Origin of the sequence: Bradyrhizobium sp. 191, from assembly GCF_023100985.1 — a bacterium.
In the GTDB taxonomy this organism is placed as follows: Bacteria; Pseudomonadota; Alphaproteobacteria; order Rhizobiales; family Xanthobacteraceae; genus Bradyrhizobium; species Bradyrhizobium diversitatis.
On the sequence record NZ_CP064692.1, the window covers coordinates 7,930,210 to 7,949,661 of the forward strand.

Genomic DNA, 19,452 nt, shown 5'->3' on the forward strand with positions numbered 1-19,452 from the left:
GTTGTTGGTGTTCTTGTGTTGTTGGTCTTCTTGCGACGTCAGATCACCTTTCGTTGGGTGAGCTGTTCGATCTCATGGTCCGACAGGCCGAGCCAGTTCCGGAACACCTCGTCATTGTCCTGGCCGACGTCGCCCGCGGCGTGACGCAACCGCGCGGGGTCGACGGTGAAGCGAGGAACGGCATTGGTCATGGCGACCGTGCCGAAATCCCGGTCGGCAACGCGGGTGATCACCTCGCGCGCCTGCACCTGCGGGTCGGCGGCGATCTGATCGATCGAATAGATCGGGGCGAGCGTTCCCTGCGCGGCGTTGAACCTCGCGAGGACCTCGTCGAGGGGATGGGCGGCGCACCAGGCCGCGAAGATGTCGTTGAGCTCGGCGGCGTGCTTGACGCGCTGGCCGTTGCTGGCAAAGCGCGGATCATCGACGAGGTCGGGCCGGCCGATCGCCCGGCAGTTCGCGGCAAAGAGGGCGTTGGTCGAACCTGCGAGCGTCACCCAGTGATCGTCGCTGGTGCGAAACACGGCGGCCGGCGCCGAATAGCCGTTGGCGTTGCCGATCCGCTCTCGAACGGCGCCGAGCTGGTCATGCTCGATGGCGAGAACGTCGAGCAGGCGGAATACGGCCTCGGTCAGTGCGAGATCGATCTCCTCGCCCGGCGCATGCGGATCGCGTGCCCGCTTCCATAGAGCCGCGAGCACGCCGACGGCGCCGAACAGGCCGCCGATCGAATCCCCGATCGGATATCCGGGATGGGTCGGCTCGCCCTCGCTCTCGCCGGTGATGTAGGTGAGTCCGCCCATGGCCTCGAAGATGCGGGCGAAGCCGGGGCGCTCGCGATAGGGGCCGTCCTGCCCGAAGGCGGTGGCGCGCAGAATCACGAGGCGCGGCTGGATCGACCACAGCACCTCCTTGGGAAGGCCCCAGCGATCCAGCGTTCCCGGACGAAAATTCTCGATCAGCACGTCGAAGCGCGGAAGCAGCTGCTTGAACAGCGCAAGCCCTTCCGGCGTGCGCAGGTCGAGCGTGGCAAACTTCTTGTTGCGGTTGGCGGCCTTCCACCACAGCGGCTTGCCGTCCTTGAACGGCGGAAACGACCGCACGCCGTCGCCATGCCCGGGCATCTCGATCTTGAGCACGTCCGCGCCGTAGTCGGCCAGCAGCGTGGCGGCGAACGGCGCGGCGATGATCGTCGCGATGTCGAGAACCTTCAATCCTTCGAGCGGCCCAGCCATGTCATGTCCCGCCGCTTGTGATCTTCTTGGTCTTGCGCGGCGTCGTCGTGGGCTCGGCTTGCCCGACGATGGCGCGGATGCTGTCGGCGAGCGCGGCGATGCGCGGACCGATCTCGCCCTCGAGCTGGCCCGGCTGGAGCCGGAAGGCGGGGATGCCGCAATTGATCGAGAACGACTGCTTCGATTCACTCGCATGAAACAGCGGCGCGGCGACGGCATGGATCGAGGCCATGTACTCGCCCCAGCAGGTGCAGAAGCCGCGGTTTTTGCATTGCGCAATCCCGGCGCGGTAGTTGTCCCGGAACGTCGACCACAGCCCGGCGTCTTCGGCGGCGATGTTCCGTTCCAGCCGGTCTGCATCAGCCGGCGGCAAGGTCGACGCCGCGGCGCGGCCCATGGCGGTCATCACGACGGGAATGGGCATCCCGATGTCGGGCACGTGCGGGCCGACGTCGCCGGAGCGCGCGGTCTCCACATAGATCATCGAGGTCGCGTCGAGCAGGCCGATCGAGACCGTGCCGCGGACGCTGTGCGCCAGCTCCTGCATCATCGGCCGCGCCACCTGGCGGAATTGCATGCCGGCGAGCAGGGGATGCGCCATACGCAGCGCCCGCGCACCGACGCGGTACTTCGAGCGCTCGGCGTCGTAACGGAGATAGCCAAGCTCGGCCAGCGTATGGGTCAGCCTCGCCACTGTCGGCCGCGGGATGCCGGTCAGCGTCGACAGCTCCATGTTGCCGAGCAGCGTGCTCCCGGCCTTGAACGCCTCCAGCACGACGAGCCCTTTTGCCAGCGTCGTGGCGAAAGCGGCGTCGTCGGCGCTGTCCGCCAGCACGGCTGCGGCGGAGGAGGGCGGATGTCGTGGCTTGGATGAGCTCGTCGGGGCCATTCTTAATTATCAGACAGGCGCGGCTCAGATGTCCAATAGATTTGCCAATTGCGTAGAAATTGTCCGATATGTGGACGCAACTGTGCCTGGGACACTTCCGTGAGAGACCGCTCTCAAACGAGCGTGCAGACAGATTTTTGTCGCGATTGCATGCCGTCCTGTGACAGGATTATTACGACGGCATGTCAGTTCGATAATTTTGCGGAGCGGCTCATGTTGCAGTGGCAGGCGCGGTCAAATCCCCTCGCGTGGTGGTGGGGATCCCTTACGCTTGTGAGCAGCGCCAATATTCTTGTCTGGTTCATGCTCTATCGCGAGTTCTATCCGACGGTGGCGGGCAGCATCAGTGGCGGCTCGGATATCGGGCTGATGTTCCTGCTGTGCGCCGGCTATGTGTTCGGCTGCGCCTTCCGCTCGGTGCTGCCGCGCGCCGACGTGCAGCGCATCTGCCTGTTCGACACCTGGCTATCGAGCGTCTTCGTGGGACGCTCGGTCGCGACCGTCGCCGAGGTCTGCTTCGCGGCGCAATGGGCCATCATCCTGCATCAACTCGGCAAGATGACGGGCGCGGAGACCGCGGTGAACATCGCGCTCGTGATCGTGCCGATCATCCTCATCGCCGAGTGCTTCTCCTGGTACGCGGTGGTGACCACCAACTATCTCTACAACGCGATCGAGAACTCGCTGTGGGCGGTGACCTTCTTCCTCGCCGGCATCGCGCTGTGCCGCCTGATGCCGGAATTCCAGGGCGTGGTACGCTGGGCGCTGATGTCAGGGATCGTCGGCATCGCCTGCTTCCTCGCCTTCCTCATCACCGTCGACGTGCCGATGTATCTCAGCCGCTGGCGGGCAGGGCACGCCGAGGGCAACAGGTTCCTCGGCTTTCTCGAAGGCCTGCATGACGTCTCGACGCGCTGGGTCGTGACCCACGACATCGCGCATTGGAAGGGCGAGCTGACCTGGATGTTCCTGTATTTCAGCGCAGCCGTCTGGTCGAGCCTCGCGCTCTGCGCGCTCTACGCGATGGAAGGCTATCTCACGCGCTATCTGGCCTAGCGATTACTTGCCGACCAGCCCGCATTTGCTGCGGTCGAGCGGACGAAAGGCCTGATCGGGCGGGATCGTCGCGACCAGCTTGACGAAATCCCATGGGCCTTTCGATTCCTCCGGCGTCTTGACCTGGACCAGATAGAGATCGTGCACCATGCGCTGGTCCTCGCGAATGCGGCCGTTGGGTGTGTAGGCATCCGACACCGGGGTTGCCTTCATCTTCGCCATCACGGTCGCGCTGTCGTCGGAATCGGTGTCCTTGATCGCTTGCAGATAATGGCGCACGGCGGAGTAGACGCCGGCCTGGATCTGCGAGGGCATCGCCTTGCGCCGCCCATAGAATGCATCCGAGAATTTTCGGGCGGCGGGCGAGACATCCTCGAAGAACGAGGTGACGATGAGATCACCGCGCGTCGCCTTCAAGCCCACGGACTCGATGTCGACATTCTGGAACGACATCGGCACGATCTTCATGCCCTGGTCAGCGAGCCCGAATTCCTCGGCCTGCTTGATCGCGGTGGCGTTGTCGCCGGCGACGTTGATGGCGAGAATCCTGGCGCCGGACGACTGCGCCTGGAGCAGGAACGAACTGTAGTCGGGCGTGCCGAGCTGGGCCTTCACGCTGCCGGCGACCTTGCCGCCGAGCGCGGTGATGCGGTCGCGTGCGGTCGCCTCGATCGAATGGCCGAACGCGTAGTCGCCGGTGATGAAGAACCACGGCTCCTTGCTGGTCTGCATGATGCCGGAGACCACCGCAGTCGCCGTGGAGTAGGCGTCCTGGGTCCATTGCACACTGGTCGGCGCGCAGGCCTCGTCGGTGAGCTGGTTTGCGCCGGCGCCGGAGATGAGGAACATCTTGCCGTTGCCGCGCACCAGCTCTTGCACCGCCAGCGCCGCGCCGGAGCTGCCGCCATCGGCGATCGCCTGGACTCCGTCGCTGAACCACTTTCGCGCGAGGGATGCCGCGAGATCCGGCTTATTCTGGTGATCGGCCTGCAGGATCTCGATCGGCTTGCCGTTGATCTTGCCGCCGAACTCCTCCGCCGCCATGCGCGCCGCCTCGACCGAGCCCGGACCCATCGCGGTCGCGAACACGCCGTTCATGTCGGTGAGCACGCCGATGCGGATGGCGTCGCCCTTGATTTCGGCCCGCGCAGCGGAGCCGGCGAGCGCGAGTGTCATCAGCAGGGTGGCGGCGGAGGTGGTGCGGGTCGTGCCCATGGCGTTTCCTGATTTTATCGTTGATTGATCGGTCTTGACGGTCAGGCCGGCTCGGCGATCACCGTGTTGCGCAAGGTGCCGATGCCGGAAATCTCGACTTCGACGGTATCGCCGGGGCGCATCCACAGCGGCGGCGTGCGCTTGGCGCCGACACCGCCCGGCGTACCCGTGACGATGACGTCGCCGGGCACGAGCGGGCAGATGGTAGAGATGTAGGCGATCAGCTCGGGGATGGCGGTGATCAGGAGATCCGTCGTGGTGTCCTGCACGACGTTGCCGTTCAGCCGGGTCTGCAAGGTGAGCTTTGACGGATCGGGAATCTCGTCCGTCGTCACCAGCCACGGGCCGAAACTGCCGCTCTCGGCAAAGGTCTTGCCGGCGAGGAATTGACTGGTGTGGCGCTGCCAGTCGCGGATGCTGCCTTCGTTGTAGCAGGAATAGCCGGCGATGTGGTCGAGGGCGCGGCCGGCGGGAATGTGACGGCCCTCCTTGCCGATGACGAGCGCGAGCTCGCCTTCATAGTCGAAGTCGTCGCTGACCCTCGGTTTCACGATGGGCTGGAGATGGCCGACTTGGCTGCATGGGAAGCGTACGAACAGAGCCGGCTTCTCCGTGACGGTGCGGCCGGTCTCGGCCACGTGGTCGCGATAGTTGAGACCGACGCAGATGATCTTGCCGGGATCGGGGATCACGGGTGCGAAGGTGATGCTGTCGAGCGGATGGTCGGGGGCAGTGGAGGCTGCAAGCTTGGCCGCTTCGGCGACGCGGCCAGCCTCAAGCAACTGTCGTAGCGTTGTGCAGCCCGTCATGCGCGAGCCCAGATCGACGACGCCATTGTCCTTGACGGCTCCGAACGAGGTGCGGCCGTCGGCGATAAAAGAGAGCAGCTTCATGGGGTATCCTTGGGATGTTCGCTCAGGCCGCGGACGGCACGTGGGTTGGAGGCGTGATGGCGGCCATGAGCCGGTCGAGGTCGGTCTCGTTACGGGCGGTGCCGCGGATGTAGCGGTCGGGGCGAACGAGTGCGGCGATGATGCCGCGCTCGCGCAGCCAAGGGCCGACGGCCTCGGCATCATTGCTGGTCAGGATCTTGATCCCCGGCAGTGAATGAGCGGGACGCGAAGGAAGCGTGGCCAAGCTATCGACGAGCAGGACATGGCCGTAGCCGATCCGGTCGTCGCTTCGGCTGCCGTCTCGCAGCGCGAATTGCGGCGCGAGATGTCCGGCGAGAGGCAGATCGCCGAGCGCGAGCCCGGGGCCGAGCAGGGGCTTTTTCACCTCCAGCTTGACCGGCGCATTTTCGCGCACCTCGCCGGCGGCAAGGCCGGCCTCGATCGCCTTGGTGTTGATGACGCCGCCGAGGCGAATGGCGAGCTCGATGAATTCGCGCACATGCGGCTGGCGCTCGCTCTGATAGGTGTCGAGCAGGTGGGGCGGGGCGCCGTCGCGAATGACCGCGGCAAGCTTCCAGGCGAGGTTGGCGGCATCGCGGATGCCGGCGCACATGCCCTGGCCGAGAAAGGGCGGCGTCTGGTGCGCAGAATCGCCCGCGAGCAGCAGTCGATCGTTCCGCCATTGCTGTGCGATGACGGAATGAAACGTGTAGACCGCGGCTCGCTCGATCTCGGCATCGTCGGGAGTGATCCAGCGCGACAATAGCTCCCACACCTTCGCGGGTAGCGCGACCTCCTGGGAATCCTCGTCGGGAAGGACCGTGATCTCCCAGCGCCGCCGCGTGCCGGTGCCGCGCACGTAGGTCGCCGGACGGCGCGGGTCGCAATGCTGAAGGCTGTAATCGCCGAGATCGTCGCGGTCGCGCTTGAGCAGGACGTCAATCACCAGCCACCGCTCGTGGAAGCCGAGGTCATCCATCCCCGAGCCGATGAAGCGGCGCACCAGCGAGCGGGCGCCGTCGCAGCCGATCACGTAGCCGGCGCGGACCTCGCCGAGCCTGCCGTTGGAGAGATCTTCGTAGCGGACGCGCACGCCATCCTCGTCTTGATCGAGCGCGAACACATCGCAGCGGTTGCGCAGGCTGACGCGTGGCCAGCGGGCGAGCCCGCCGATCAACACGTTCTCCAGATCCGGCTGGTGGAAGCGGTAGCTGAGATGCCAGCCCATCAGCGTCAGCGTCTGTGGACGGGACCAATCCAGCAGCATGCGACCGGCGGCATCGAGAAAGAGCATGCCGGGACTGAGAATGACATGCGGCAGGATCGTCTCGGCAAGTCCGATCGTCTGGAACACGCGCATGCATTCGTCGTCGAAATGCACCGCTCGCGGCAAATGATAGGCCCGCGCCTCGCGCTCCAATACCAGCGTCCGTACGCCGCACAGGCCGAGCAGGTTAGCGAGCGTGGCGCCGACCGGCCCGCGGCCGACGATCACGACGTCGAAGTCTTCAGCGGTGGATTTATCTTGCATGGGCCATCTCTTCCCGAAGCGGTACCGACCCTTCAACGCCGGCGCGCCAAGTGTCCGCCCAGCGGACGACCTGCTCCAAAGCCGGTCTTGTCCGCCAGCCGGACATTTCCGCAAAGGCGCTACTTCGCCCGGTCTGCCCTGGCTACTTAGGATCAGGAAAAAAAGTGCAGGTTGTCGATCCGGGCAGCCGCGGAGGAAACGACGATGCTGAAATGCGCGGGAGTAGCGTGCCTTGCCATCCAACTGGTCGTGGCGTCGGCTTCGGCCGCGGACATCAATGTCGGAATCCTGCTGTCCACGACCGGTCCGGCCGCGGCGATCGGAAGTGCCGAGCGCAATGGGGCCAGCTTTGGCGCAACCGAAATTGCGGGCCACAAGGTCAACTATCTGTTCCTCGACGAAGCCTCGGACAGCACCGCGGCTGTCGCGGCGACGCGAAAGCTGTTCCAGGGCAGCAACATCGATATCCTCGTCGGTCCAACCACGACGCCCGGATCTTTCGCGGTCATCGATCCCGCCGTCGAATACCGGCTTCCGGTCATCACGCTTGCCCCCGTCAATGCTCTGGTGTCGCCGGTCGATGCGAGGAAGCGCTGGATCTTCAAGACGACCACCAACGACGATCACGAAGCGGCGCCGTTGTTCGCGCACATGAAGAAGAGCAGCGTCAAGAAGCTCGCCCTGATCGGTTTCGGCGACTCCTACGGTGATGCCTGGAGCAAGGTCAGTGCGGAGATGTGCGCGGCCGCGGGGATCGCGCTCGTCGCCGACGAGAAATATGCACGGACCGACAACACCGTCGTCGGACAGATTCTCAAGATCGTTGCCGCCGAACCCGACGCCGTCCTCATTGCAGCCTCGGGCGCCCCTGCGGCGCTGCCGTTGCTTCAGCTTCGCGAAAAGGGATTTGCAGGCAAGGTGTACGGCACGCTCGGCGCCACCTTCGGAGATTTCCGGAAGCTGACGGGCACTCAAGGTGACGGCATCTTCGTGCCGCTGAGCCCGGCAGTCGGCGCCGCCTCATTGCCCGATCACCATCCCGCCAAGCAGGCCGCGCTGGAGTTCATTCGGCGCTACGAAGCCAAGTTCGGTCCGGGAAGCCGCAACATCTTTGCGGGATCCGCCTATGATGCCCTGCTGCTGATCGAGCGCGCCGCACCCGCCGCGCTCAAGTCCGGCGCGCCCGGGACCGCCGAATTCCGCGAAGGCCTCCGCAGCGCGATCGAAGGCCTCAAAGGCCAGGCTGGCTCCCGCGGTGTCTACAACTACGGACCCAACGACCATACCGGCCTCGACCAGAGTGCGCTGACGCTTGGCCGGCTCGAGAAGGGCGAATGGGTGGCCGTCCCCTGAGGGGGACTTCGGGACAGGAGGGAGAATAGAGGATGCCGGCAGTTCCCGGACAACCCATCTACGACGTCGATCTCTACAGCGACGAAGTCCTGCGCGACCCATACCCGCACTACAAAGCCCTTCGCGAGCTGGGCGCCGTGGTCTGGTTGCCGCGAAACGGGCTTCATGCGGTGGCTCGCTTCGAGGACGTCCGCGCCGCGCTGCGAAACCCGGCCGTGTTCTCGTCGGCACAGGGGGTTGCCGCCAACGACCACGTCAACACCATCTCGCGAGGCACGACGCTGGCGAGCGATGCGCCCTTGCATGATCGGCTTCGTGCGATCATAGCGGCTCCGCTGCTGCCGCGGGCACTTGAGGAGATTGCACCTGAGATCAGGACGGAGGCCCGCTGGCTCGTCGACGAACTGGTCGACCGCGGCCAGTTCGATGCGGTATCGGACCTGGCTCAGCACCTGCCGCTGACGATCGTCTCCAAGCTGGTGGGCCTGGAGGATCATGGCCGCAGCAGCATGCTGCGCTGGGCTGCCGCGACCTTCAACGTGCTCGGCAGCATGAATGCACGGGCTTGTACGGCGCTGAAGGATGTTCAAGAGATGCGCGCCTATCTCGGCGGCGACGAGATCAGGGGCCGTCTGCGGTCCGGTAGCTGGGGCGACCGCATCTTCGCTGCTGCGGACCGCGGCGAGGTCGAGCCGGAGCGCTGTCCGGTGCTGATGCGGGACTACCTCGGCCCGAGCCTTGATACGACCATCTTCGCAACCGCCAACCTCGTCTTGCTCTTCGGCCGGCATCCCGCGCAATGGGATCTGGTCCGCAACGATCCGCCCCTGATCCCGAACGCGATCAACGAGGCGCTGCGGCTGGAATCGCCGGTGCGCGGATTCACGCGCCATCTTGCGGCCGATGCGACGATCGGCGGCCTGACCATTCCGCGCGAGAGCCGCCTGCTGCTGCTGTACGCATCAGCCAATCGCGACGAACAAAAATGGCAAGATCCGGAACGCTTCGACGTGAAACGTCGCGCCAACGATCATCTCGGGTTCGGCAATGGAACGCACATGTGCGCAGGCCTTCATCTGGCCCGGCTGGAGATGACGGCACTGCTCGAGGTTCTGGTGGAACGTGTTGCCGGTTTCGAGATCGGCGAACCCGTGCTGGCGCTCAACAACGTGCTGCGTGGCCTCGCTTCCTTGCCGGTTCGGGTGAAGCGGGCATAGCACGTCGCTGCCGCGCACCTTTCGGTATCCCTCTGATAGGAGTTCTGGCGTTGCTTCAGGCTCCGACGTCGATGGCTCCCGCGGCTCGGCGTATCGGATCGACAAAGGTTGCGATGGCTTCCTCGATGCCCAGCGCCGAACGGATCCAGATGATCGAGATGCAGCCGAAAACGGAGCCGTCCCGCACGATGGCAACGGCAATCGAAGCCGTCTTGGGATTGAATTCGCCCTCGCTGCGGATTGCGTAACCTCGCGCGGCCGTCTCGGCGATCATGCGGTCGAGCCGGCCCTGGTCGAGGAAGGGGCGGTCGTCGGCTTCGTCGATCCGACGCAGATGATTGACGATCAGATCACGTTCGCGCGCGGGGCAGGCGGCGAGATAGGCGCGGCCCGCAGACGTGCGCAGCATCGGCAAGCGCTTGCCGATCATGCCGCGGTCAATCGAGAGCGGGCTGCGAGAGTGTGTGGTCTCCTGCACCACCATCGCCGCGTTCTCATAGGTGGAGAGATCGACCGGCCAGACCAGCTTCTTGCTGAGATCGGCGAGATAAGGCGCCGCCGCCTGGCAGATCACCACGCCAGGATCGTAGCCGTCGCCGAGGCTCAGCGCGCGCCGGGTGACTCGAAATCGGTCGTCGCTGGCGCTGCGGGCGATATAGCCGAGTTCCTCCAGCGTTTCGAGCAGGCGATAGACGGTGGGTCGGGGCAGGTCGAGCGCGCGGGCAACGTCGCCGGCGCGAATGCCGCCGGAGCGGTTGACCTCGTGCAGCACGTCGAGCCCGCGCTTGAAGGCGCGGACGCCCTCGGACTGCCGCGGCTGGCCGTTCCGCGTCCGCTCCTTGGACACTTCGTATTTCCTCCCTTGTGGCACATCGCGGCGCGGCTATCGTCATTGCGAACGCGAAGCGATTGCGGACCGCCACCGTAGGATCGCGCGCGGCCGGTATCAAGCTCGCCGCAGTGCGGCGATCGCGATGCCTTCGGGAGGACGTCGATGGAAATCACAGCGCTCGGCTATATCGGAATCGGTTCATCCCAGCTCGACCAGTGGAGCCGGATGGCGACCGGGCTGCTCGGCATGCAGCAGGTCGATCGCGGCGGCAAGATGCGCGCCTTCCGCATGGACGATCGCAAGCAGCGGCTGATCGTCGACGGCGGCAGCGATGCCGGCCTTGCGGTGATGGGATGGGAAGTGCCTTCGACTGCCGAACTGGACCAGTTGGGAGGACGGCTGGAAGGCCATGGCATCAAGGTGGTCCGGGGCTCGCGCGCGCTGGCTGACGAGCGGCATGTCGCCGAACTGATCGCGTTTGCCGATCCCGCCGGCAACCGGCTGGAAGCCTTTTGTAAGCCGGAGCTTGCGAGCGAGCCGTTCAGGCCGGGCCGTCCGATCTCGGGCTTCCGCACCGGCGCGCTCGGCATGGGGCACGTCGTGCTCAACGTGGAGGACGTCGAGCTTCTGTTGCCGTTCTATCGCGACGTGCTCGGCTTTCACGTCTCTGATTTCGGGCTGAAGCCCTACGGGCTCTATTTCTTCCACGTCAATGGCCGCCACCATTCCTTTGCGATGGTCGGCTCGGGGCGGAAGGCGATGCATCACTTCATGGTCGAGCTCGGCAGTCTCGATGACGTCGGGCAGGGCTACGACCTCGCGCAGTTGGACGCGGGGCGCATCGCCTACACGCTCGGCCGGCACACCAATGACCACATGACCTCGTTCTACGTGAATACGCCGTCCGGCTTCTTCATCGAATACGGCTGGGGCGCGCGCGTCATCGATCCCGAGTCCTGGCAGCCGCACGAGACCTTTGATGGGCCCTCCCTATGGGGCCACGAGCGGCTCCACATGCCGGAAGAGCAACGCAAGCGCCTGCGCGACATGCGACTGGATGCGGCCGCGCGCGGCGTGCGCGTCGCCGACCCGCGCGTGCCGCCGCTCAACTGCGCGTGGCTGGACCAGGTGATCGCGCGCGAATGATCCGCGGGCCAACAATCCAATACTCAGGAAGAGGAAATATGCTCAAAACGCTCCTGCGGGCGGGCCTTGTGCTGCTCGCGTTCACCACGGTCGCCTCCGCCGAACCGATGAAGGTGACGCTGCTCGGCACGGGCGTGCCGACGCCGCGACCGACCAGCTTCAGCGCGTCGACGCTCGTGGAGGCAGGGAGCGAAAAACTGCTGTTCGATCTCGGCCGCGGCGCGACCATCCAGCTCTACAAGCTGAAGATTCCACTCGGCGCGATCACCGCGAACTTCATCACGCATCTGCATTCGGACCACGTCGTCGGCCTTCCCGACATGTGGCTGACAGGGTGGCTTGCCACGCCCTGGGCTTCGCGCAAGGGGCCGATGAAGCTCTATGGCCCGAAGGGAACCGTCGCCATGGCGGAAAACCTCACCAAAGCTTTCGCCGACGACGTCCGCATCCGCATCGATGACGAGCATCTCGATCCCGTAGCGGTCACGTTCGCGGCAAAGGATATCGAAGCCGGGCGGGTCTATGAGAACAACGGCGTGAAAGTCAGCGCGATCGAGGTGAACCACGGCGAGAAGATCAAGCCTTCGTTCGGTTACATCGTCGAATATGGCGGCCACAAGGTCGTGCTGTCGGGCGACACCAAGTATGATGAGCGCATCGCGAAGGCGGCCGAGGGCGCCGACCTGCTGATCCACGAGGTCGCGGTCATCGAACCGGAGCTGCTGGTCAAAAATCCCGTCTACAAGGACATTCAGGCGCACCATACCTCGCCCGAGGAGGCCGGCCAGATCTTTGCGGCCGCCAGGCCAAAACTCGCGGTCTATTCCCACATCGTGTTCGGCACGGTGAAGCCCGCGCCCGATATTCCCGAGGAGCCGCTGATCCTGCGCACGCGCACCGCTTACAAGGGCCCGTTGCTCGTCGGCCGTGACATGATGTGGTTCAGGATCGGTGACACGGTGGAGGCGTTCTCTCCTGACGGCGCGAGGCTGGAGCCGTAAGGCAACGGCGATCAGACCTCGGTCAACAGTCCTTGGCGCAGCGCCAGGCGGACCAGCTCGATGTCGGAGCCGACGCCGAGCTTGTCCTTGATCAGGGAATGCAGGTTCGCCACCGTCTTCGGGCTGACATGCAGCGTCTCGGCGATCTCCTCCGTCGTGTTCTCGGCGAGCAGCAGCCGCAACACCTCGAATTCGCGCGGCGTCAGCACGTCGGCGGCCGAGCTCTCGCCGCTGATGCGGCTGAGCGCAAGCTCGTGGTCGATATCGGGGCTGATCGCGATCTTGCCGGCGAGCACGTCCTTGACTGCGCGCACCAGTGTCTCGGGCGGGCTGGTCTTGGTGACGTAACCCCTCGCACCGGCGCGGATCGCCTGCACGGCAAAGCCGGCAGTCTCGTGCATGGTGAAGATGAGGATCCGCGCCGTCTTGTCCCACTGCCTGATCCGCCTGACGACCTCGATGCCGCCGATGCCGGGCATGGTGAGGTCCATGATGACGAGGTCGGGCGCCTCGGATTTGTACAGCCGGTAGGCTTCCTCGCCGTCGGCGGCCTCGGCGACGACGCGCAGGCCCGGCTGCTTCTGGAGCACCGAGCGGTAGCCTTCGCGGACGACGGAATGGTCGTCCACCAGCAGGATGGTGGCGTCGGCCGCGCTCATGCCGCGTGCTCCAGCGCCTGCCGATCGGCGGCCGCGAGCGGAATGAACACGCGCAGCGCCGAGCCGTGAGGGCCGGTCTCGAAGCTCAGCCGGCCGCGCAGCGCGGCGACGCGCTCGCGCATGCCGAGCAGGCCCATGCCGGATTTGGCAGCAGCCTCGTTGGGCCGGCCATCGTCCTCGATCGCGAGCGCGATCTCGCTGTCGTCCATCGTCAGATGCAGGCTGACCTTCGTTGCGCCGGCGTGCTTGGCCGCGTTGGTGAGCGCCTCCTGCACGATGCGGTAGAGATTGGCGCTGACCGAGGCAGGCACGCTCTCGAAGGCACCGTCGAACCGGATATCGAAGCGGGTCTGGCCGCGGCTGCGGCCGTTCCACCCCGACACCAGTCCTTCGAGGCTCGCGACGAGGCCGAGCTCGTCGACATCGGGCGGCCGCAACCGGAACAGCGCGCCGCGCAGCGTCTCCATCATGCCGGTCGCGGTCCGGGCAATGCCGTCGCACTCTCCGAGCAAGGCGGGACAGTCCTGCGCCGCAGTCTGGCGGGCGGACGCGGCAAGCGCGCGGATCGCGGCGAGCGACTGGCCGAACTCGTCATGCAGCTCACGCGCGAGATGGCGGCGCTCCTCGTCCTGGAGCGCGATCAGCTTCCGCGTCAGCTCGTTGCGTTCGGCAAGCGCGGTGTCGAGGCTTTCGGCGAGATGGTTGAAGACGTCGCGGATGGCGGAGAGCTCGGCAAGGTCGAATGGCGGCAGCCGCGTCGTGAGATCGCCGGCAGCGATGCGCTCGAGACCGTTGCCGATCATGCGGGTGGGGCGCAGGGCGCGGGCCAGCGCGGCATAGACCAGCGCGCAGAGCAGCGGCAGCGCGATCGCAAGCGCGATCATCAGGCGGCCGGCCTCGTGCCAGGCTTCGGCCGTCTGCACGGCCGCATCGACCGAGACCACGGTCTCGCCGAGCTTCGTTCCGCGCACGATCACGGGCCGTGCCGCCTCGCGGCCGGGGTCGAACAGGCTGCGGTAGAAGGCGGTGAAGGCCTGCGGCGGCGGGCTCGCCGGGGCAGGGGCGCCGCTACAGAAACGCTGAAGGATGTCGCCGCTCGTGCCGCGGAATGCCAGACACAGGCCGGGCGTCATTACATAGGCGGAAACAGGATCGAGGTTCGGAAAGTCCGAGCGCGGGCTGGCCACCCACTGGACCTTGCCCTGTTGCAACTCCAGCGACTTCGCCACGATGGCGGCGATACTGTCGATGCGCGCATGCGCGGCGCGGTCGGCCGACACGAGGAAATAGGCGGAAATCGCGGCGAAGCAGGCAGCCGATATCGCGGCCAAGCGCAACGTCAGACGGATCTTGAGATCGAACCTCGGGCGATTCCACATGGGCGGACACCTGGTGCGAACGGGTTTGTCGCTCGCGCATTAAAGGGCAGAACGCAAGCGGCGGGAAGCGTTCCCGCCTTACCGCAGTGCAACTCGTGAAATTTTCCCGGCATTCGTCGGGACGGTCACGGCTGCATGGCTCAGGCGACCCGTCCAGATTTGCGGGCCGCTCCATCGACGAGGCCCGTTCATGCACCGCTCCCGGCTGATTCTCGTCTTTGTCCTCTGCGTCCTCTCTGGCTCGCGGGCCGATGCCGCGGACGCCATTGGCGTGGCCATGGACGATTTCAGCTACACCGATACCTCGGCCGAGCCGGCCGACCAGACCGCCGCCCACGAGCGGCGGCTGGCGGCGTTCATGGCCGCGCTTCGAAGGGACATCGGTGCGGACCCGCGCTATCGGCTGGTTCCGTCCGCCCAGAACGGCGCGGCGTTCAAGGTGATCGGCGGCATCCAGAAGACGAGCACGCTGGTGCAATGGGCCAAGGTTGCCGTGATCGAAATCGGCGCCAAGAAGCTCGTGATGGACAAGCTCTACAGCTTCCGCGGCGACAATGATGAATCCTGGGAGCGCGCCGAGATCTTCGTGTCCCGCGAGATCATGGCTGCGCTCGCAACGCCCGCGCCGGTCGCGCTCGCCGTGTTCGATTTCGAGCTGGAGGATACGACGGCCGCCTCGGCCGGCGCATCGGCGGCATCGGACGCGGCATACATGGCCGAGGTCACCGGCGGCGTGCGCGAGGCGCTGGGCCGATCCGGCCGCTACCGCATCGTCGATGTCGGCGGCGCGCGCGGCGAGGCGGAGAGGGGGCGTGCCTTGCGCGATTGCGGCGGTTGCGAGGCGGCGATCGCGAAAGAGCTCGGCGCGGATCAGTCGCTGATCGGCGTGGTGCGGCGGGTGAGCCGCACCGAATACACATTCGGCTTCCAGGTGCGCGACGCCAGGACCGGCACGGTGCTGACGCGTGGCGACAGCGGCCTGCGCATGGGCGCGGACTATTCCTGGAAGCGCGGGGCCGTGCGGCTGGTCAGCGACCGGCTGATCGAGAGCCAGTAGCGCGGTTCAGAACGTCAGCTGCACCTTCATCGACTGCGAGCGGTCGCTGGCAAGCTCGAAGGCGGCGACCGCGTTCTCGAACGGCATGGTGGCCGTGATCAGCGGCTTGACGTCGATCAGGCCTTCGCCCATCAGCCGCACCGCGAGCTCGAACTCGGGGTCGAAGCGGAAGGTGCCGCGGAGCTGCAATTCCTTGGCGACGATGGCGTTGATCGGCAGCGTCATCTCGCCGCCGAGGCCGAGCTGCACCAGCGTCGCACCCGGCCTGAGCACGTCGAGCGCGGTGCGCAGCGCCGCCTGGTTGCCGGAGGCTTCGAACAGCGTGTCGAACACGCCCTTGCCGGCGCGCCAGGGATCGAGCGCGCTGGCATTGGTCGCGACGTTGATGGCGTGCGTGGCGCCGAGCTTTCTGGCGACCGCGAGCGGCGCGTCCGCGACATCGGTCACCACGATCTCGGCCGCGCCGCCAAAGCGCGAGACCAGGATCATCAACGCGCCGATCGGACCGCAGCCGGTGATCAGCACGCGCTTGCCGAGCAGGGGACCGGCCTGCTTGCCGGCATGCAGGCAGACCGCGAGCGGCTCGGCGACTGCGGCTTCGGCGAGCGAGAGCTTGTCCGCGATCGGCACGGCCTGCGTCTCATCGATCGTGATGAATTCGCGAAAGCCGCCCTGCACATGGGGAAAGCGCATCGCGCTGCCGAGGAAGCGCATGTCGAGGCACTGGTTGCGCATTCCCTCCTGGCAATGCAGGCACACCCCGCACGGCTTGCTCGGGTTGACTGCAACGCGGGTGCCGGGCTTCACGCTGCTGACGCCGTCACCGACCGCCGCAACCACGCCGGCAATTTCGTGCCCCAGCGCCATCGGCTGCTGGATGCGGACGACGCCGAAACCGCCGTGATGGTAATAGTGCAGGTCCGAGCCGCAGATGCCGCCATTGGCGATCTTGACGCGGACTTCGCCCGGACCGGGCGCCGGATCGGGATACAGGTCGATCCGCAGATCCTTCGGGGCGTGGATGACGACGGCGCGCATGGGCTGCTCCTGGTTCGCGGTCACATGGCGGCGATCATGCCGCCATCGACATAGATGATCTGGCCGTTGACATAGGTCGAGGCGTCCGAGGCGAGGAAGATCGCCGCGCCCACCAGCTCGTCCGGCTTGCCCCAGCGCTTGGAGGGAATGCGGCCCATCAGCCAGTTGTTGAAATCGGCGTTGTTGACCAACGCCTCGTTCATGTCGGTCAGCATGTAGCCGGGGCCGATCGCATTGGCCTGGATGCCGTGCTGGGCCCATTCCACCGCCATCGAGCGGGTCAGGTTCTTGATGCCGCCCTTGGCCGCGGTGTAGGGCGCGATGGTGGGACGCGCGAGCTCGCTGCCGAGCGAGCCGATGTTGATGATCTTGCCGTGCTTGCGCGGGATCATGCGCTTGGCCGCCTCGCGGCCGATCACGAAGGCGCTGGTGAGATTGGTCTCGATCACCTTGCGCCACTCGTCGGTGGTGAATTCCACCAGCGGCTTGCGGTGCTGGATGCCGGCATTGTTGACGACGATATCGACCGCAATGCCCAACTTGTCGAAGTCATCGAACGCCGCGACGATCGCGGGCTCGTCGGTGACGTTGAAGGCAGCGCCTTCGGCTTGATGCCCGGCGGCCCGAAACTCGGCGACGGCCTGCTCGACGCGCTTGGGATCGACGCCATTGATGATGATCCTGGCGCCGGCCTTGGCCATGCCCTCGGCGATGGCGCGGCCGAGGCCGCGGGAGGAGCCGGTCACGAGCGCCGTGCGGCCGGAGAGATCGAAGAGGGAGGTGCTCATCTTGAGAGGTCCTCAGGCGTTGGAACGGCGCACGGTGAGATCGGAACGGTCGAATACGGCGGGAAGGAGATCGACGCCGAGGCCGGGTCCTTCCATCGGATAGACGTAACCGTCCTTGATGACAGGCATCGTGGTGACGAGCTCATTGTACCAGCCCTTGTAGAAGGCGCGCACCGATTCCTGGATCAGCGTGTTGGGCTGGCTGAACGACATGTGGATGGCGGCGATGAAGCCGATCGGGCCGATGCAATCGTGCGGTGCGAAGGGCCGGTGATAGGTCTCGGCCATCGCGGCGATCTTGCGGCCCTCGGTGAGGCCGCCGGTCCAACACAGATCCGCCATCACCACGTGCATCGCGTCGCGGTCGAGCATGTCCTTGTAGGGGAAGCGCGAGCCCAGCGTCTCGCTGGCGCAGACCCAGACGTCGGTCGAGCGCGCATACTCGGCCAGAGCCTGCGGCGAGTTCATGCGGATCGGGTCCTCGTACCAGGTCGGCTTGTAGGGCTCGAGCGCGCGTGCGATCTGCTTGGCCGTCGGCAGGTTCCACAGCGAGTGGAGCTCGACCATGATCTCCATCCTGTCGCCGACCGCCTTGCGGATCTTCTCGAAAGGCTCGATGGCCTGCTTCATCTGCGCGGCGGTGATGTAGAGGCCCTTGTTCTCCTGCGCGGCCGGATCGAACGGCCAGATCTTCATGGCGGAAATGCCGCTTTCCAAAAGGCTCTCGGCGAGCGCGTCGGCGCGATGCATGAAACCGTCGAGATCCTCGTAAGGTCCCTTGGAGGCGCCGAGATTCCAGTTCGCGACCGGGCTGATATTGGTCGAGCGAACATATTGCGTGCCGGCGCAGGTGTTGTAGATGCGCTGCTTGTCGCGGCAGAGGCCGCCGAGCATCTGGTGCACCGGCTGGCCGCAGACCTTGCCGAACAGGTCCCACAGCGCGATGTCGATCGCCGAGGCGGCGCGATATTCGACGCCGGTCGAGGACTGCGCCATCGGCAGGTTCAGCATGTCGCGATGGATGGCTTCGATGTGCAGGGGATTGCGGCCGAGCAGGCGGCCGGCAAAGGTGTCGTGGATCTGCGCCTCGACCGCGCCCGCGCCGTAGAACGTTTCGCCGAGCCCGATCACACCCGTGTCGGTGTGAACGCGGACCCAGATGACGTTGGAAAATTCCTCCGTACGCAGCGTCTCGATCGACGTGATCTTCACGGCAATTGTCCTCCCATCACAGACGTCGCGCGTCCGTCGTCTCATTTCGCACTGCAACATGTTGCAGGTCGCGCGGGAGTCTTACGCCGGCTTGTAATATATCACAACATGTTTTAAGGCTCCAACAAACAGGGCGCCATCCAGCAACGAGAGCGCGGGCCGACGGGAGAGAACGACATGGCAAAGCGCAAGCGCGCGCTCGAGGTGGTGAGAAACGACGACGACGGCGAGGGCAAGCCCTCGCGGCGCAACCGGCTCAATTTCTTCGAGCTGGCCTACCAGAAGATCGAAGAGCTCCTGGTTCACTGCGAGCTCAAGCCCGGACAATTCATGACGATGCTGGAATTGCAGCACATCACCGGCTTCGGGCGCACACCGGTGCATCACGCCGTCAATCGTCTCTCGGCCGATACCCTGATCATCATCCGGCCCCGTCACGGTCTGCACATCGCTCCGATCGATCTGGCGCGCGAGCGCATGCTGCTCGGCCTGCGCCGCGACATGGAGCGCTTCGTGATCCGCCTCGCCGCCGATCGTGCCAGCCTCTCGCATCGCAATCAGGCGCTGCACATTGAACGTCTGCTGCGCGAGCGCCGCGCCAGCCTGACGCTCGACGAATTCAACAGTATCGACCGTCGCATCGACGCGCTGGTGCTGGAGGCGGCCGGCGAGCCGTTCCTGGTGCATACGATGCGCCCACTGCACACGCTGTATCGGCGCATCGGCTACATCCACCACCGCTTCATGCCGGGGCAGGCGGATCTGTCAGGCACGATCGATCATCATCTCGCCATTCTCGCAGCCGTCGCCAACCGCCGCGTCGAGGATGCGGTGAGGGCGAGCGATGCCCTGATCGACTACATGGATTCGATGTTCACGGGCATGGAGGCTGGGATCGATCCGCGCCTGCTCGATTGCAGCATCGAGCCGCTGCTCGGCACGTAGAGAGTT

Annotated in this window: 18 protein-coding genes; 7 read left to right on the forward strand and 11 right to left on the reverse strand. The window is 65.7% G+C overall.

The window, feature by feature from the left end; all coding sequences use genetic code 11:
- Positions 1-38: 38 nt before the first annotated feature.
- Together IVB23_RS37455 and IVB23_RS37460 are read right to left on the reverse strand one after the other, a co-directional pair.
- Positions 39-1,235: a CaiB/BaiF CoA-transferase family protein gene (locus IVB23_RS37455; protein ID WP_247801962.1), complete on the reverse strand. Its 1,197-nt coding sequence runs from the start codon at positions 1,233-1,235 to the stop codon at positions 39-41.
- 1 nt (position 1,236) lies between these two features.
- Positions 1,237-2,124, reverse strand: a complete 888-nt coding sequence (locus IVB23_RS37460; RefSeq protein ID WP_247801963.1) for an IclR family transcriptional regulator — start codon at positions 2,122-2,124, stop codon at positions 1,237-1,239.
- A 213-nt stretch (positions 2,125-2,337) separates the two neighbouring features.
- Between IVB23_RS37460 and IVB23_RS37465 the strand changes: the two genes are divergently transcribed.
- Positions 2,338-3,180 carry a hypothetical protein gene (locus IVB23_RS37465; protein ID WP_247801964.1) on the forward strand — a complete coding sequence of 281 codons (843 nt, stop codon included), beginning with the start codon at positions 2,338-2,340 and terminating at the stop codon, positions 3,178-3,180.
- A gap of 3 nt (positions 3,181-3,183) precedes the next feature.
- Here the strand turns inward: IVB23_RS37465 and IVB23_RS37470 are convergent, their stop codons facing one another.
- From IVB23_RS37470 to IVB23_RS37480, 3 genes are read right to left on the reverse strand one after another with little or no spacing between them, the layout of a single operon-like run.
- Positions 3,184-4,395 (reverse strand): ABC transporter substrate-binding protein, encoded by a 1,212-nt coding sequence (locus IVB23_RS37470; RefSeq protein WP_247801965.1) that lies wholly within the window; start codon positions 4,393-4,395, stop codon positions 3,184-3,186.
- A gap of 41 nt (positions 4,396-4,436) precedes the next feature.
- Positions 4,437-5,288: a fumarylacetoacetate hydrolase family protein gene (locus IVB23_RS37475; protein ID WP_247801966.1), complete on the reverse strand. Its 852-nt coding sequence runs from the start codon at positions 5,286-5,288 to the stop codon at positions 4,437-4,439.
- Between the two features lie 22 nt (positions 5,289-5,310).
- Positions 5,311-6,819, reverse strand: coding sequence for a bifunctional 3-(3-hydroxy-phenyl)propionate/3-hydroxycinnamic acid hydroxylase (locus IVB23_RS37480; RefSeq protein WP_247801967.1), 1,509 nt, complete (start codon positions 6,817-6,819; stop codon positions 5,311-5,313).
- Positions 6,820-7,023: 204 nt separating this feature from the next.
- Between IVB23_RS37480 and IVB23_RS37485 the strand changes: the two genes are divergently transcribed.
- Together IVB23_RS37485 and IVB23_RS37490 are read left to right on the forward strand one after the other, a co-directional pair.
- Positions 7,024-8,172: an ABC transporter substrate-binding protein gene (locus IVB23_RS37485; RefSeq protein WP_061881295.1), complete on the forward strand. Its 1,149-nt coding sequence runs from the start codon at positions 7,024-7,026 to the stop codon at positions 8,170-8,172.
- A 32-nt stretch (positions 8,173-8,204) separates the two neighbouring features.
- Entirely contained in the window at positions 8,205-9,389 is a 1,185-nt protein-coding gene (locus IVB23_RS37490; protein WP_247801968.1) for a cytochrome P450, read from the forward strand.
- A gap of 55 nt (positions 9,390-9,444) precedes the next feature.
- On the opposite strand, the gene IVB23_RS37495 is transcribed toward IVB23_RS37490, so the two are convergent.
- On the reverse strand, positions 9,445-10,236 hold the full coding sequence (locus tag IVB23_RS37495) for a DNA-binding transcriptional regulator (protein ID WP_061881297.1): 792 nt from the start codon (positions 10,234-10,236) through the stop codon (positions 9,445-9,447).
- A gap of 147 nt (positions 10,237-10,383) precedes the next feature.
- On the opposite strand from IVB23_RS37495, the gene IVB23_RS37500 reads away from it, so the two are divergent.
- Positions 10,384-11,367: a VOC family protein gene (locus IVB23_RS37500; protein WP_247801969.1), complete on the forward strand. Its 984-nt coding sequence runs from the start codon at positions 10,384-10,386 to the stop codon at positions 11,365-11,367.
- Positions 11,368-11,405: 38 nt separating this feature from the next.
- Complete coding sequence (locus tag IVB23_RS37505; RefSeq protein ID WP_247801970.1) at positions 11,406-12,368, forward strand: MBL fold metallo-hydrolase; 963 nt, start codon at positions 11,406-11,408, stop codon at positions 12,366-12,368.
- An 11-nt stretch (positions 12,369-12,379) separates the two neighbouring features.
- Here IVB23_RS37505 and IVB23_RS37510 read toward each other — a convergent pair whose 3' ends face one another.
- Together IVB23_RS37510 and IVB23_RS37515 are read right to left on the reverse strand one after the other, a co-directional pair.
- Positions 12,380-13,027, reverse strand: coding sequence for a response regulator transcription factor (locus tag IVB23_RS37510; protein WP_247801971.1), 648 nt, complete (start codon positions 13,025-13,027; stop codon positions 12,380-12,382).
- Entirely contained in the window at positions 13,024-14,406 is a 1,383-nt protein-coding gene (locus IVB23_RS37515; protein WP_247801972.1) for a histidine kinase, read from the reverse strand. Before IVB23_RS37515 ends, IVB23_RS37510 begins: the two co-directional genes overlap by 4 nt.
- A 190-nt stretch (positions 14,407-14,596) precedes the next feature.
- Between IVB23_RS37515 and IVB23_RS37520 the strand changes: the two genes are divergently transcribed.
- Entirely contained in the window at positions 14,597-15,463 is an 867-nt protein-coding gene (locus IVB23_RS37520; protein WP_061881302.1) for a DUF3280 domain-containing protein, read from the forward strand.
- A 6-nt stretch (positions 15,464-15,469) separates the two neighbouring features.
- Here the strand turns inward: IVB23_RS37520 and IVB23_RS37525 are convergent, their stop codons facing one another.
- The 3 genes from IVB23_RS37525 to IVB23_RS37535 are packed head-to-tail and all read right to left on the reverse strand — an operon-like array spanning position 15,470 to position 18,501.
- Complete coding sequence (locus tag IVB23_RS37525; protein WP_247801973.1) at positions 15,470-16,501, reverse strand: L-idonate 5-dehydrogenase; 1,032 nt, start codon at positions 16,499-16,501, stop codon at positions 15,470-15,472.
- Between the two features lie 20 nt (positions 16,502-16,521).
- The gene (locus IVB23_RS37530) at positions 16,522-17,289 is read right to left on the reverse strand and encodes an SDR family oxidoreductase (protein ID WP_247801974.1); all 768 of its coding nucleotides are present in this window, start codon (positions 17,287-17,289) and stop codon (positions 16,522-16,524) included.
- Positions 17,290-17,301: 12 nt separating this feature from the next.
- The gene (locus tag IVB23_RS37535; RefSeq protein ID WP_197966180.1) at positions 17,302-18,501 is read right to left on the reverse strand and encodes a mandelate racemase/muconate lactonizing enzyme family protein; all 1,200 of its coding nucleotides are present in this window, start codon (positions 18,499-18,501) and stop codon (positions 17,302-17,304) included.
- A 177-nt stretch (positions 18,502-18,678) separates the two neighbouring features.
- Here IVB23_RS37535 and IVB23_RS37540 point away from each other — a divergent pair, with 177 nt between their 5' ends.
- Positions 18,679-19,446: a GntR family transcriptional regulator gene (locus tag IVB23_RS37540; protein ID WP_197966179.1), complete on the forward strand. Its 768-nt coding sequence runs from the start codon at positions 18,679-18,681 to the stop codon at positions 19,444-19,446.
- Positions 19,447-19,452 lie beyond the last annotated feature (6 nt).

What these genes read in the sequence shown, in the direction of transcription:
- IVB23_RS37465 (WP_247801964.1), top strand. Translation starts at nt 2,338, where the DNA reads ATGTTGCAGTGGCAGGCGCGGTCAAATCCCCTCGCGTGGTGGTGGGGA.
- IVB23_RS37490 (WP_247801968.1), top strand. Translation starts at nt 8,205, where the DNA reads ATGCCGGCAGTTCCCGGACAACCCATCTACGACGTCGATCTCTACAGC.
- IVB23_RS37530 (WP_247801974.1), bottom strand. Translation starts at nt 17,289, where the DNA reads ATGAGCACCTCCCTCTTCGATCTCTCCGGCCGCACGGCGCTCGTGACC.
- IVB23_RS37460 (WP_247801963.1), bottom strand. Translation starts at nt 2,124, where the DNA reads ATGGCCCCGACGAGCTCATCCAAGCCACGACATCCGCCCTCCTCCGCC.
- IVB23_RS37480 (WP_247801967.1), bottom strand. Translation starts at nt 6,819, where the DNA reads ATGCAAGATAAATCCACCGCTGAAGACTTCGACGTCGTGATCGTCGGC.
- IVB23_RS37525 (WP_247801973.1), bottom strand. Translation starts at nt 16,501, where the DNA reads ATGCGCGCCGTCGTCATCCACGCCCCGAAGGATCTGCGGATCGACCTG.
- IVB23_RS37500 (WP_247801969.1), top strand. Translation starts at nt 10,384, where the DNA reads ATGGAAATCACAGCGCTCGGCTATATCGGAATCGGTTCATCCCAGCTC.
- IVB23_RS37515 (WP_247801972.1), bottom strand. Translation starts at nt 14,406, where the DNA reads ATGTGGAATCGCCCGAGGTTCGATCTCAAGATCCGTCTGACGTTGCGC.
- IVB23_RS37505 (WP_247801970.1), top strand. Translation starts at nt 11,406, where the DNA reads ATGCTCAAAACGCTCCTGCGGGCGGGCCTTGTGCTGCTCGCGTTCACC.
- IVB23_RS37475 (WP_247801966.1), bottom strand. Translation starts at nt 5,288, where the DNA reads ATGAAGCTGCTCTCTTTTATCGCCGACGGCCGCACCTCGTTCGGAGCC.
- IVB23_RS37485 (WP_061881295.1), top strand. Translation starts at nt 7,024, where the DNA reads ATGCTGAAATGCGCGGGAGTAGCGTGCCTTGCCATCCAACTGGTCGTG.
- IVB23_RS37520 (WP_061881302.1), top strand. Translation starts at nt 14,597, where the DNA reads ATGCACCGCTCCCGGCTGATTCTCGTCTTTGTCCTCTGCGTCCTCTCT.
- IVB23_RS37510 (WP_247801971.1), bottom strand. Translation starts at nt 13,027, where the DNA reads ATGAGCGCGGCCGACGCCACCATCCTGCTGGTGGACGACCATTCCGTC.
- IVB23_RS37455 (WP_247801962.1), bottom strand. Translation starts at nt 1,235, where the DNA reads ATGGCTGGGCCGCTCGAAGGATTGAAGGTTCTCGACATCGCGACGATC.
- IVB23_RS37470 (WP_247801965.1), bottom strand. Translation starts at nt 4,395, where the DNA reads ATGGGCACGACCCGCACCACCTCCGCCGCCACCCTGCTGATGACACTC.
- IVB23_RS37540 (WP_197966179.1), top strand. Translation starts at nt 18,679, where the DNA reads ATGGCAAAGCGCAAGCGCGCGCTCGAGGTGGTGAGAAACGACGACGAC.